Consider the following 13327-nt stretch of genomic DNA (forward strand, 5'->3'; position numbering starts at 1 on the left):
TAGTCGGACGATGCCAGCTAAAATCCCGTGCTTGAACTTTCTGATCCATTCGGTACTGGGTGAATAAATCAGAAAGACCCCGACTCTTATCCGGTAATCTGGATAACGTGAAGAGCCGGCTGCTCCTTGCAACGCAAGTGATAACTCTTGTCCCCCACCTTCAGCGTGATGTGCAGGTTGTTATCCACCCCGCGCTGATCCCCGATCCCGCCTTCATGCGCCGTCGCCGACGGCAGCCACGGCCGTCCCTGCATCAGCTGCAGCAGCAGGCGCGCCTGTGAACGCGCCGAAGCGGAAGCCGTATCGAGCAAGTCGATGATGTCCGCCGGCGTCAGCTTGACGTAGTTGCGCACATCGGTGGCCTTGTCCTGGTACTGGAATTTGCGGCTGTATTTCTCGTCGAAGCGCTTCGAATAGCACTGCTTCAGGATTTTCTGCTTGGTTGCTGCATCCATGTTTTCTCCGTTCTATTTGATCGCGTATTTGAATTGACCCTGCTTGTTGGCGGTGACCTTGATCTTGGCGATGCTGCCGCCTTCGGCCATCTTGGCCAGCACGGTTTCGGCAATTTCCGGCAGCAGCGTGCCGTTGAGGATATTGTCGACATTGCGGGCGCCGGAATCGACTTCGGTGCAGCGCGCCAGCACCGCTTCGACCAGCGGCTCGTCGTAGCTGAACTCGGCTTTGTGGTTGACTGCGATGCGTTTCTGGATACGTCCCAGCTTGAGGTTGATGATCTCGACCAGCACGTCGTCCGAAATCGGGTAGTAAGGAATGACTTTCAGGCGTCCCAGGAAAGCCGGCTTGAAGGCTTTCACCAGCTGCGGCCTGATCGCCTGTTCCAGGTCGTCGGTGCTCGGCAGTTCCGCCGCCGCCTTGTTCAGGCAGCTTTGCATGATCAGGCTGGAGGCGACATTGCTGGTGAGGATGATGATGGTGTTCTTGAAGTCGATTTCGCGGCCTTCGGCGTCGTCCAGCACACCCTTGTCGAACACCTGGAAGAACAGTTCGAGCACGTCCGGGTGGGCTTTCTCCACCTCGTCCAGCAGCACCACGCTGTACGGATTGCGCCGCACCGCCTCGGTCAGGACGCCGCCTTCGCCGTAGCCGACATAACCCGGCGGTGAGCCTTTCAGGCCGGAGACGCTGTGCGCTTCCTGGTATTCGCTCATGTTGATGGTGACCAGCTTGCGTTCGCCGCCGTACAGCACATCGGCCAGCGCCAGCGCGGTCTCGGTCTTGCCGACGCCGGACGGGCCGACGAACAGGAACACACCCTTGGGTTTGTTCGGATCGTCCAGGTTGGCGCGTGAAGTGCGCACGCGCTGCGCCACTGCTTCGATCGCGTGCGACTGGCCCAGCACCCGTTCATGCAGCAGGGCGCCGAGGTTGATCACGGTCTTGATTTCATCCTTGACCATCTTGCCGAGCGGGATGCCGGTCCAGCTGGCGACGATTTCCGCCACCACCAGGCCGTCGACCTGCACCGGGACCATCGGTGTTTCGCCTTGCAGCGTTTTCAGTTCCTCGATCAGTTTCGCCAGTTCCTGGGCTTCCTTGCTGTCCTTGGCTGCTTTCTTGGAAGGCTTGGCCGCATCGTCGGCTGGGGTCTGTTCCGCCGCCGGCGTTGCTTCGAGTTCCGTGCGGGCGGCCTTGATGCGGTCGGTCAGGGCTTTTTCCTTTTCCCAGCGTTCGCTGTGGAGGGCCAGCTCCGCAGTCAGTTTCGCCTGCAGCTCGCGCAATTCTTTCAAGCGTTCAGCGTGCTTGCCGCCGGCATTCGATTCGCGTTCCAGCGAATTCAGCTCGGCTACCAGGCGGTCCAGTTTCTTGACGATGTTTTCGATCAGGGCCGGCGTGGCGTTCTGGCCCAGCGCAACTTTGGCGCATGCCGTGTCGAGCACGCTGATCGCCTTGTCCGGCAGCTGGCGGCCGCTGATGTAGCGGTGCGACAGGCGCACCGCTTCGGTGATGGCTTCGTCGAAGACGCGCACGCCAAAGTGTTTTTCCATCAGCGGCGCCATGCCGCGCAGCATGGCGCAAGCCAGTTCTTCGCTCGGTTCCTCGACCTTCACTACCTGGAAACGGCGCGCCAGGGCGGCGTCTTTCTCAAAGTATTTCTTGTATTCGCTCCAGGTGGTGGCGGCGATGGTGCGCAGTTCGCCGCGCGCCAGCGCCGGTTTCAGCAGGTTGGCGGCGTCGTTCTGCCCAGCCTGGCCGCCGGCGCCGATCATGGTGTGGGCTTCGTCGATGAACAGGATGATGGCGTGCGAGCTTTTCTTGACTTCGTCGATCACGCTTTTCAGGCGGTTTTCAAACTCGCCCTTGACGCTGGCGCCGGCTTGCAGCAGGCCCATGTCGAGGGTATGCAGTTCCACGCCCTGCAGCACGTCGGGCACGTCCTTTTGCGCAATCCGCAGCGCCAGGCCTTCCACCACCGCGGTCTTGCCGACGCCGGCCTCGCCGGTCAGGATCGGGTTGTTTTGCCGGCGCCGCATCAGGATGTCGATGGTCTGGCGGATTTCGGTATCGCGGCCGATCACGGGATCGACCTTGCCTTCGCGCGCGCGCTGCGTCAGGTTGGTGGTGAATTTGTCGAGCGACGGAGTTTTCGAGGCTTCGCCCTTGGCGGTCAGGTCCTGCACCGGATCGCCGCCCTGGTCTTCAGCCGGGGCGACGCCGCCATCCGCGGACGCGCTTTCCTGCGAGCCTTCGGTCAGTTTTTCCAGGTCGTGCTTGAGGTCGTCCAGCTTGAATTTGATGAACAGCTTGGAGCCGCGGTAGGCCAGCTGCACCAGGTCCGGTTCGGTCAGCAGCGCCAGCAGCAGGTGGCCGCTGCGGATGCGTCCCGACTGGTTGTCCAGCGAGGCGATCAGCCAGGCGTGTTCAAACAGCTTGGGCAGGTGCGGCGAAAATACCGGGGTGCGCGCGTTGCCGTTCTTGAAGCGGTCGATTTCGCCCTGCAGGTCGCTTTCCAGCGCAGCGAGGCTGATGCCGGATTTGCGCGCAATCACCGCAAAGTCGCTCTTGGGCTGTTCCAGCAGGGCCAGGAACAGATGTTCGATATCCACTTCATATTGGCCACGGCCGACGCAGATGTTTGCCGCGCGTTCCGCTGCCAGGCGTGAGGTGTCGTTCAGTTTGCTGATTAAGGTTTTGAGATTAATGCTCATTGAAGCCTTCCCATCCATGCATGGTCAAAGTGAGTGAATTTCGTAACAGACATCGGTGCGGTCGTTTTCTTCCGGTTTGCTGGTGACGAAGGTATCCCAGCCCAGCCGCCCGCTTTCAGGGTCGGAACCGAGGCTGACGCTTTGCACCTGGTCCGCGCGCAAGATCAGCTGTATTTCATATTCCAGGAAGACGCTGGTAAACATCGCCAGTATTTTTTGCAGTCCGACAGCGGCCGCACCGCCGGGCAGAAAGCTTTCAAACTTCTTTTTGGCCAGCGGGCCGATTTTCAGGCGCATGCGCAGGTCGCGCTGCCATACCCGTTCGCCCACCATTGCCACGCTGCCTAGCAGGGCGTTGGTCGAACCCAGCACGGTTTGCTGGTCGACCGGCACGTTGTACCAATGGCCGACAAACTGCTCGATCGTGATCGGCACCGAAAAATATTCGCGCAAGACCCGCTGCATGTACGCCGCGGACGGCGGCCGATGCCGGATGGCGGCGGCAAAATGCCCGATTGATTCGTCCAGCAGGCCGGCGCCGTCTTCCGACATGCGGCCGCGCAAAGTGCGGTGGCCAAGGCCGGCCAGCGACATCAGCAGCGGCAGGAAACTGTCCTTGCCGTCGACCTGGTACTTGAATTCCAACCGGTACTTGCGCCAGGCCTTGAAAAACAGGGCAACGCTGCGGTTCGAGAAAACATCCAGGAAAGCGCGCGGGCCGTGGTCCTTTTCATACAGCTGGTGCGCGGCGATACGCTCCGAGTAGTGACTGGGAAGCGTGCCGTTGCTGCCTAAAAAGCCGATGAACGCCGGCGTCAGCGCGATGTTGTCGAGCTGGTTGGTCTGCAGCGCTTCCAGCAGTTCTTCCACCGATTGCCGGGTCAGCTTGGGCGACACTTCCAGCGCTTCGATCTCGCTCGGCGGAAAGTTCAGGGACACCGTGTTCTGGAAACGCAGGAAATCGCTGACCGCTTCCTCATGCGGGACGCCGTTCTGCTTCAGCCACAGCTCCAGCATCATCACCGCCTGGAAGAACTGGAAACGATGCGGCTTGTCGAGCAGGCGCTGGATTACGCTAGGTTCGAATCTCCGCTGCGCGGTAAGCATCGCAGTATCTCCTCACCTGTTCGTTTTGAAGCTATCACCAATTGCGTAAAGCTGTTGGCATGCACATACAGGCCGAGGAAGCGATCCAGGACATTGGCAAATACATGGATGCCGCTGCCTACGAAACCTTCTTCGTCCAGTGTCACCTTGATCTCGATGCCGCGCACCAGCGAGGCGAACGGATTGCCCGGCAGCCAGGCGGTGGCGGCCTTGTGCTCGATGCCGACCACGCTGCCGATCTGGCGCTGCGAGATGGCCGAACGCGGCAAGTCGTACAGGCTCAGGGTTTCCTGCAGGGCTTCCAGGCCGCCCTTGGCCAGCGACAGGTGGTTCAGCGCCAGATGGGAAATCAGGCGCCAGTGGGCGCCGCGGCCGCGCTCGAAACGGCAAGGTTCGGAAGGCTTCCGCAAGAAGCTGATGGCGTTCACCAGCGAGCCGCCTTCCAGGAACAGGTCGCCGCCGGCCAGGCCGTATGCCAGCGAAGCAGGCAGGTTGCGGTTGCAGCAGGTCAGCTCGATGCTCAGGGTGTCGGTTTCGATGGCGGCCGGGTCGAAATCGATGTCGACGATGGAAATTTCGGTTTCATAGCCGGGGCTGCGCGCCGCGACCATTTCGTCGCGCCGCATGGCCCAGTAATGGCCGGCCTTGTCCGCGCTTTCGCCGTGGCGCAATGAATAGAACGGCCGGAATTCGGTAATCGATTCACCTTCCGGCGTTTGCCGCACCAGCTGCACCGAATCGATCGAATGCACTTCATAGGCATAGGCGCGGCGCGAGTCGCCCACTACCGGGTAATAGGCGCTGGTATGGGTCAGGCGGATCGGGTCGCCGCGCTGCTTGAACAGGTTGATGACCGGGGTGCAGCCTAGCAGCAGGTTATTGGTCGACAAGGTGCCCAGCATGCGCGCGGTGTTGGAATCGGCGCGCAGCCCGGACAGCACCAGGTGCAGGGTGAATTTCTTGCAGCCGGCCGGCAGCAGCTTTGTGATTTCGGCAACATCGACGTCAAAGAAATTGAATTTCTCGGGATAGGAGAAATACTCGGTCAGCAGCCGGTAGGCGGGATGCGAACGTGCCGGAAAGTCGATCAGCGATTCGTCTTCTTCAAAACCGACCGGCGTCACCGGGATCTTGTTCACGGCATGCCACCGGCCGCTCTTGCCGACTTCGACATAGGCGCGCAGGGTGCGCATGAACAAGGTATCGCGCAAGGCGGCGCAGAACGATGGTTCGCCGTCGATGAAGACGCGCAGGGTCTTGACGCCGAGTTCGGCAAAACCGGCTTGCTCTGCGGTGCTCTCGAAGGTGATGCCGATGCGCGAGCTGGCGGTCGGCGGCAACAGCACGGCGTCCGGCGGTTCGATGATGGGATCGAACACCGCGTGCGACAGCAGCACCGGCGCCACCGTGACTTCATAGGTTGTCTTGAATTTGCAGGCCACGCCCTTGACCTGGCGCGTCGTCAGTTCGGTGCCGCGCGGCACCGGCATGGCGGTAGTCAGCTGTGCGGCGGCGACGCTGTAGTCCATGCGCGCGATCGAGCAGGAAGGAAACGGCCGCAGGTAGTGCGGATACAGCACCTCGAACAAGGCTTCGGTAAATTCAGGGTAGTCGTCGTCCAGCCGCTTCGAGGTGCGGGCATTGATCAGCGCAAACGACTGGATCATGCGTTCGATGTGCGGATCTTCCGATACCTCGCCGGACATCAGCAGGCGGCCTGCAATCTTCGGGTAGCGCTCGGAAAACTCGCGCGAATAGCGCCTCAGGAAACCGAGCTCGCGCTCGTAATAGGGAAGTAGTTCGTCCACGTTAACCGTCCATCCGCGCTGCGCGGCGTGCTCTGCTGATTGAGTATTGCAAGGTCGAGGGCTGCAGCACGGCGTCGAAGCTCACGGCTTCCTTGGCCGGCCCCACCACCAGCATGGCTGCAATCGCAAAATTCAAGCGGTTGATCGATCCTTCGCGCAGCTCGAGCGAGGCGCGGACATTGCGCAGGCGCGGCTCGTGGCGCGCAATGCCTTGCTCCAGGCACTGGCAGATATAAGCGCGGTCATCCAGGCTGGCCAGGCTCATGCCGGAAAAATCGTTCAAGCCGTAAGTCAGGATCGACTTGCTGCATTCGGGGAAATTCTTCAGCAATTCTTCGGGAATCACGGTGCGGGTATTCAGCATGGCCTCCAGGTCGCGCGCGACCGTGTCTTTCAAGGCATCCATCGACAAACGCACCACCAGGTCGGATTGCGCAGGCGTGCCGTCGCCGCCCATCAATCGGTCAAACAATCCGGGAGTGAAACCTTTCATCGCTTACCATTCAAGAGAAAAAAAGAGCCGCAGCATGCGGCTCTTTTATCGATACAGGAAAATTACACGATTTTGTTGGTCGACAGATCCCAGCCGCCGGAAGTGTTGCCGCCCGAACCGCCGCCGATTTTTTGCTGTGTGTACTTCCATTTGACCTGGGAGTACTTCAGGCTGACGCTCTCGCTCAGCACGTCGCCTTCCTGGACCGATGGTGTGACATCCGAAATCAGCAGGTTGACCAGTTCGATTTCGAAGTACTTGATGCGGTCGCCCTTGCCGTCGGCGCGCAGGAATTCGAACTTGGCCTTTGGAATGGTCTTGCCCGACGAGCAGTTTTGCAGCAGCAGCGGTGTCGCCAGGTCGGCGATCTTGGTGATCACGATATCCTTGTGCTCGCAGCGTTCGGCTGTGTGGCCGCCGCCGGTCGATGCAGTCGCCGACTTCGGCTGCAGCACTTCCCACTGTACCGATTTGCACTCGATCCAGTCTTTGTGCGCGCTGTCCGTGGACTCGCCCTTGATGCCGTCGATTTGCAGATAAACGTCAATTGCCATGGTGATACCCCTCGTGAATTAAGTTAAGACTTGGTTGACGCCGGTAATTCTGCAACCAAGCGCAATGAAACTGAAAGTTCGTCAAGCTGGAAGTGCGGGCGCAGGAACGACACCGCACGGTAGACGCCCGGACGACCCGGCACTTCGGATACCTGCACCGAGGCTTCGCGCAAAGGAAACTGCGCTTTGGCTTCCTGGCTGGCATTGTCATCGAGCAGCACATACTGGGTCAGCCAACGGTTGAGGAAGTCTTCCACGTTGCCTGCCGAAGCAAAGCTGCCGATCTTGTCGCGCATCATCGATTTCATGTAATGCGCAATACGCGATACGGCAAAAATGTACTGCAGCTGGGCTGACAGCACGGAGTTGGCGTTGGCCGAATCGGTATTGTATTTCTTGGCTTTTTGCGTCGACTGGGCGCCGAAGAAGGCTGCGTAGTCGGTGTTCTTGCAATGCACCAGCGAAATGAAGCCAAGGTCGCTCAATTCTTTTTCGCGGCGGTCGGTAATGGCGATTTCGGTCGGGCACTTGAGTGCGACTTCGCCTTCGTCGGTCTTGAAGGTATGGGTCGGCAAGTCTTCCACCAGGCCGCCGCCTTCGACGCCGCGGATTGCCGCGCACCAGCCGAAATCTTCAAACGCCTTGGTTAGCTTGGTGCCGAAGGCATACGCTGCGTTACACCAGAGGTATTTGGAATGGTCGGTGCCGTCGACATCTTCCACGAAGTTGAAACCTTCAACTGTCTGCCCGTCTTTCGGATTGAACGGCAGGCGGCCCAGGAAGCGCGGCAGGGTCAGGCCGACATAGCGGGAATCTTCCGATTCGCGGAACGACTTCCATTTGGCATATTCGACGGTCTCGAACACCTTGGCCAGGTCGCGCGGCTTGCCGAGTTCGCTGTAGGTTTCCAGGCCGAACAGTTCAGGCGAGGCCGAGCTGATGAACGGCGCATGGGCAGCCGCGGCGATATGCGACATCTGTTCGACGAAATACATGTCTTCCGGCTGCCGGGTGATTTCGAAATCGCCTATCAGGGAACCGAACGGCGCACCGCCGAACGTGCCGAACTCTTCTTCGTAGACTTTCTTGAAGATCGCGCTCTGGTCGAACTCGAGGGCGCTCTGGAAATCCTTGACCAGTTCCCGCTTGGTCGCGTTCAAGACCTTGATCTTGAGGTTCTGGCTGGTAGTCGAGTTGAACACCAGGTAGTGCAGGCCGGTCCAGCTGCTTTCCAGTTTCTGGAATTCAGGCGCGTGGATCACGGCGCTGACCTGGGCCGAAATCAGGCGGTCCAGCTCGGCCACGCGGGCGTCGATGGTGGCCGACAGGTTGGCCGACACCACCACGGTGCCCTGCATGACCTGGTTCACCAGTTCCGAAATGATGTCTTTGGCGCGGTCGTGCTCGGCGCCGGACTTGGCGACTTTGCTCTGTTCTACGATCTGGTCGAGCAAACCGGATTCTTCTACGGCCGCCCCTGCGGCTGGCGCAGAATTATGCTGAAAGGACATCTCAGTCTCCTTGCTTCTTGGTTTGCTTGCTTAACGCCGCCAGCTTTTCGGTGCTGTTGAGCACATCGTTGAGGATATCTTCGAGCTTGTCGTTGCCGGCCAGCTTGTTGCGCAGGTCGGCCAGTTTGGTGCGGGCTTCGAGCAGCTGCTTGAGCGGCTCGATCTGCTGCACCACCGCTTCCGGACGGAAATCGTCGATCGACTTGAATTTCAGGTCAACCCCGAACTCGCCGCCGGCGTCGCTCAAGTGGTTCGGCACGCGGAAAGCGGCTCGCGGTTCGACGCCTTTCATCACTTCATCGAAGTTGTCATTGTCGATGTTGACGAACTTGCGGTCCTTCAGCTTGGTCTGGGCTACCTCGGACTTGCCGCTGAAATCGCCGATCACGCCCATCACGAACGGCAATTCCTTTTGCTCGATGGCGTCGCCGATTTCAACGTCGTAGGTCATTTGCACCCGTGGTGGACGGACTTTCTGCAAACGTTTTTGAGTACTCTCTTTTTTAGCCATAAAACCCCCGCTGATACCGAATAATCAAGCCCCGACCCCGCCTGGCGGGATCAGGAATCATATGAGTTACTGCAACGATCCGAATGGATTGGCGCCATCGCCGCTAGGTTCAGGCGTGCCCGGTTTGGCTGGAGCTGCGCCTTTTTTGGCGGTCGTTGCCGCCGGCGCCGGACGTGCAACTACTTTTGGACGGGATGGCACCAATACTGTCTCGCCCAGGCTTTCACGCAGGATTTTGGCCAGTCCCTGTGCTTCGTTGCGGACATTGCCGTTCAAATCGTTCTGTGTACGCAGGTCGTTCAGAGCCTTGGTCGATAACCGCAGGCCGCCTACCGCGACTATGCTGTTGGCAACCTTGTCCTTCGGATCGCGTTGCAAGCCTTCCAGCGCATATGAAATGGCGTCGCCATAGTTTTCCGCATCGAAACGGATTTGCGCCAGGCGTATCCATGGTGTCTTGTCTGCAGGAAACGCGCCGGTCGCGTCTTTCAGTAATTTAACAGCCTTGTCGGTCTGTCCGGCTTTTTGTGCGGCGTCGGCTTCAGCCACTATGGAATCCAGTTTTGCTGCGGGATCGACCGCAGGTGGGGTTGCGCAGGCGCTTACCAGACACGCCAAGGCCACGCCGTAGATAATTTTGCTTTTCCATTGACTCATCGTAAACTCGCTTTCTATGTGGCAACTTTTAAATAGCCGAATCTTAACAAAACCCGGCAGATGCAGATATCATATTGCCAATCTACATCAAAATTTGTGAACTTTGGTTACACCATTGCAACAAGTTTAGTCCAGACCCATACTATGTGTCTAGGCGACAACTGAGGTTGTTATTATTTTATACAGTATTATCAAAAAAATATTATCCGAGACCTTATTATTTATCCGATAATTTTGCAACCCAAATAAAGATCGATTTTAATGCGCCCCTTATCTCTGTTAGTTTCGCTGGCAGCAATACTGAGTCTTGCTGGTTGCGCCGCAGGCGCCGTTTCCGCACTTGGCTCTGTCGCCAGCTCTGTACTGGAGATGTCGGGCATTACCAAGCCAGAGGTTCCCGACGCGCAAAAACCGCCCCGTACCATAGCGATCAAGCTGCATGCAGGCAGCAATTTGAATGCCGACAGCTCCGGCACGCCGCTTGCCCTGGTCGCCAGAGTATATAAGTTACGACAAAATGGCGCTTTCCAACAGGCAACATACGATACATTTACCAATCCGCAGAAAGAAAAAGACGTATTGGGCGCCGACCTGCTCGAAGTCAAGGAAATAACACTGGTGCCGGGACAGCGCTATGAAGTCAGCGAAAAGGTCACCAGGGAAGCGGGTTTTGTCGGTGTCGTAGCCTTGTTCCGCAAACCTGCGGCGCAACGCTGGAAGATGACTTTCCCGACCGAACCTGCTGAAAAATCGGGCATTACCATCGGCGCGAACGCCTGTGCGCTGACAGTCGGCACCGGCGTCACGGTTGCGGAAACCGCCGCCGCGACTAAACTTTTAACCCCGGCCCCATGCGGCTAGCGTGGTCCAGCTAGCGCCACGCGGATTTTGCGTGATGGTTTGAATAAAATGACATGCGAGTAAATACGTGAATCGAACATCGAAAATTCTATGGGGCGAGGGCCTGTTTTTACGGCCCCAGCATTTCCAGCAGCAGGACCGGTATCACGAAAACCGCCTGCATGAGACCACCAACGCCTTGCATCCGTATGCCTGGGGCGTGATGACGGTGCAGCTGGACCGCGATGCGCTGGCCAACAATACCTTGCGGCTGTCCGAGCTGTCGGTGATTTTCCAGGACGGCGAGATTTATAACGCGCCTGGAGACGACGACCTGCCGGAAGTGGTCGACCTGAGCGATATCCCGCATGCGCAGCAAACCATTACCTACTACGCGGCCCTGCCATACATGAAAGGCTTCGGCGGCAATTTTTCGCCCCTGGGCCAGACCAGCAACTCGACCCGCTACGCCCAGAACAATTCGGCCACGCCGGATCTGTTCACGCAAGCGGCGGAAGCCGAGCTGACCTACCTGAAGAAATCGGTGCGCCTGGTGTCGGAACTCGATCCGCGCGACTCGCTGATCAGTTTTCCGCTGATCAAGCTGCGCCGCATTTCGACCGGCGGCTTCGAGCCGGACCCGACCTTCGTCGCGCCGAGCCTGACGATCCGCAGCGCACCGGCGCTGTATATCCAGTTGCGGCGCCTGATGGATGCGCTGCAAGCCAAGGTCAGCGCGCTGTATGGTCATCATCGCGAGCCAAGCAAGAATGTCATCGAATTCCGTTCCGGCGATATCTCTTCCTTCTGGCTGCTGCACACCGCGAGTTCGGCGTTTGCCGGATTGACGCACTATTTCCACAATCCGGCGTTTCATCCGGAACGGCTGTACGAACAGCTGCTGAGCCTGGCCGGCGCGCTGATGACGTTTTCCAAGAGTTATGCGCTGTCGGACCTGCCGGTATACCAGCACCAGGATCCCGGACCATGTTTCGCCAAGCTCGACAGCATCATCCGCGAGCTGCTGGACACCGTGATTTCCTCGCGCTATTTCTCGATCGCCCTGTCGGAGAACAAGCCTTCGCATCACCACGGCATGCTCGACTCCGGCAAGATCGACGACAAGACCGCGTTTTACCTGGCGGTCAACGCCAGCATGCCGGCCATCGAACTGGTCGATATCGTGCCGCTGCGCTTCAAGATCGGCGCGCCCGACGACGTCGATAAATTCGTCCTGTCGGCCATGCCCGGCGTCAAGCTGTCGCACTCGCCGCAGGTGCCGGCGGCGTTGCCGGTGCGGCCGGACACTTATTATTTCGCCTTGGAAAACAAGGGAGCCCTGTATGATCGCATGCTGCAGGCGCAGTCGATCTCGATTTATGTACCATCCGGCATCAACGACCTTAAACTTGAGCTCTTAGCGGTTACATCATGAACAGACCATCAGCCCCTTCCCTGCTCGGCGACAGCGCCGCCGGCCAATACGTAGCGGCAGACACCAGTTCCGCCAATTCGCTGCTCGACCTGATGTACGACGGTTTCTACGCCTTGTTCCTGTTGAAGAACCGCTGCGCGCCTGTCGACGAAGCCGGTTTCACGTCGAAGATGCAGCGCTTCCTCAGCGATTTCGAGCGCGGCGCAAAGAAGCTGGATGTATCGGCTGAAGACGTCCACGCTGCAAAATACGCATTCTGCGCGGCCGTCGACGAGAACATCCTGCATTCGCAATTCAATATCCGCGATGCCTGGGCACGCCGGCCTCTGCAGCTGATCCTGTTCGGCGACCAGCTCGCCGGCGAACACTTCTTTACGCGCCTGGAAGACTTGCGCGCTAAAGGCGCACAGCACCTGCAGGCGCTGGAAGTGTTCCATATGTGCCTGCTGCTGGGTTTCCAGGGCAAGTACATCATCGAAGGCCCGGAAAAACTGAACTACCTGACGGCCCGCCTGGGTGACGAGATCGCGCGCATGAAAGGCAAGAGCGCCGGCTTCGCGCCGCACTGGGAACGGCCGGACCAGGTCAGCCACAAGCTGCGCAATGAAGTGCCGCTGTGGGCGCTGTGTTCGGTGTTTGCCCTGATCGGACTTGGCGGCTATTTTGCGCTGAACACCATGCTGTCGCGCGCTACCGCATCGAGCATCAGCGGCTACAGCGACATCGTCAAGCTGGCGCCGCGCGCGTCCTACCTGACCATTACCCTGCCTTGATCGGATTTGCCTGAGGCATTAACTATTTAATGCCCGGCATTCCGGGCACGTTGGGACACGCATGAGCAACGTACTCCAGAGCCTGCAAAGCCTCATAGGCGGGCGCCAGACCAATCGGATCCTGCGCCTCTCGTTTCCGCATGACGACGGCCCATCCGCACAGCTGCTGGTCAACAAGCTCGATGCCGTGGAAAGCCTGTCGCGCGATTTTGCGTTCACGGTAGAGCTGCTGTCGGACGACGCCAGCCTGGCGCTCAAGGATTTGCAGGGTAAATTATTCAGCGTCGAGCTGGTGCGCGCCGACGGCAGCCTGCGCTACTTCAGCGGCTACTGCTTTGAATTCCGTTTAGTGAAGACCGACGGCAGCGTCAGCTTCTATCAAGCCAGGCTAGGTCCGTGGCTGCAGTACCTGCGCCTGCGCAAGGACAACTACATCTTCCACGGCAAGACCCTGCGCGAACAGAGCGA

General features: G+C 59.0%; 13 protein-coding genes. 4 read left to right on the top strand and 9 right to left on the bottom strand.

The window, feature by feature from the left end; translation table 11 throughout:
* Positions 1-86: 86 nt before the first annotated feature.
* From BM062_RS09355 to BM062_RS09395, 9 genes are all read right to left on the bottom strand, one after another.
* A complete protein-coding gene (locus tag BM062_RS09355) occupies positions 87-455 on the bottom strand; it encodes a hypothetical protein (protein ID WP_092396080.1) in 369 nt (122 codons plus the stop codon).
* 12 nt (positions 456-467) lie between these two features.
* Positions 468-3170: a type VI secretion system ATPase TssH gene (tssH, locus tag BM062_RS09360; RefSeq protein ID WP_092396082.1), complete on the bottom strand. Its 2703-nt coding sequence runs from the start codon at positions 3168-3170 to the stop codon at positions 468-470.
* 24 nt (positions 3171-3194) lie between these two features.
* Positions 3195-4277, bottom strand: coding sequence for a type VI secretion system baseplate subunit TssG (gene tssG, locus BM062_RS09365; RefSeq protein ID WP_092396084.1), 1083 nt, complete (start codon positions 4275-4277; stop codon positions 3195-3197).
* Positions 4241-6085, bottom strand: a complete 1845-nt coding sequence (gene tssF / locus BM062_RS09370; protein ID WP_092396086.1) for a type VI secretion system baseplate subunit TssF — start codon at positions 6083-6085, stop codon at positions 4241-4243. The genes tssG and tssF overlap by 37 nt, the downstream gene beginning before the upstream one ends.
* A gap of 1 nt (position 6086) precedes the next feature.
* Positions 6087-6578, bottom strand: a complete 492-nt coding sequence (tssE, locus tag BM062_RS09375) for a type VI secretion system baseplate subunit TssE (RefSeq protein ID WP_092396088.1) — start codon at positions 6576-6578, stop codon at positions 6087-6089.
* 62 nt (positions 6579-6640) lie between these two features.
* Entirely contained in the window at positions 6641-7132 is a 492-nt protein-coding gene (locus tag BM062_RS09380) for an Hcp family type VI secretion system effector (RefSeq protein ID WP_092396090.1), read from the bottom strand.
* A 23-nt stretch (positions 7133-7155) separates the two neighbouring features.
* Entirely contained in the window at positions 7156-8643 is a 1488-nt protein-coding gene (tssC, locus tag BM062_RS09385) for a type VI secretion system contractile sheath large subunit (protein WP_092396092.1), read from the bottom strand.
* A 1-nt stretch (position 8644) separates the two neighbouring features.
* Positions 8645-9154 (bottom strand): type VI secretion system contractile sheath small subunit, encoded by a 510-nt coding sequence (tssB, locus tag BM062_RS09390; RefSeq protein WP_014004068.1) that lies wholly within the window; start codon positions 9152-9154, stop codon positions 8645-8647.
* Between the two features lie 66 nt (positions 9155-9220).
* Positions 9221-9811 carry a tetratricopeptide repeat protein gene (locus BM062_RS09395; RefSeq protein ID WP_092396094.1) on the bottom strand — a complete coding sequence of 197 codons (591 nt, stop codon included), beginning with the start codon at positions 9809-9811 and terminating at the stop codon, positions 9221-9223.
* Positions 9812-10072: 261 nt separating this feature from the next.
* Here BM062_RS09395 and tssJ point away from each other — a divergent pair, with 261 nt between their 5' ends.
* From tssJ to BM062_RS09415, 4 genes are all read left to right on the top strand, one after another.
* Positions 10073-10672, top strand: a complete 600-nt coding sequence (gene tssJ / locus BM062_RS09400) for a type VI secretion system lipoprotein TssJ (protein ID WP_092396096.1) — start codon at positions 10073-10075, stop codon at positions 10670-10672.
* Positions 10673-10739: 67 nt separating this feature from the next.
* Positions 10740-12086, top strand: a complete 1347-nt coding sequence (gene tssK, locus BM062_RS09405) for a type VI secretion system baseplate subunit TssK (RefSeq protein ID WP_092396098.1) — start codon at positions 10740-10742, stop codon at positions 12084-12086.
* The gene (gene icmH / locus BM062_RS09410) at positions 12083-12859 is read left to right on the top strand and encodes a type IVB secretion system protein IcmH/DotU (protein WP_092396100.1); all 777 of its coding nucleotides are present in this window, start codon (positions 12083-12085) and stop codon (positions 12857-12859) included. The genes tssK and icmH overlap by 4 nt, the downstream gene beginning before the upstream one ends.
* Positions 12860-12920: 61 nt before the next feature.
* Positions 12921-13327, top strand: a 407-nt coding sequence (locus BM062_RS09415) for a contractile injection system protein, VgrG/Pvc8 family (RefSeq protein WP_254785018.1), incomplete at its 3' end; no start/stop codon positions are given.

Origin of the sequence: Collimonas sp. OK412, assembly GCF_900112135.1 — a bacterium.
GTDB classification, from domain to species: Bacteria; Pseudomonadota; Gammaproteobacteria; order Burkholderiales; family Burkholderiaceae_D; genus Collimonas; species Collimonas rhizosphaerae.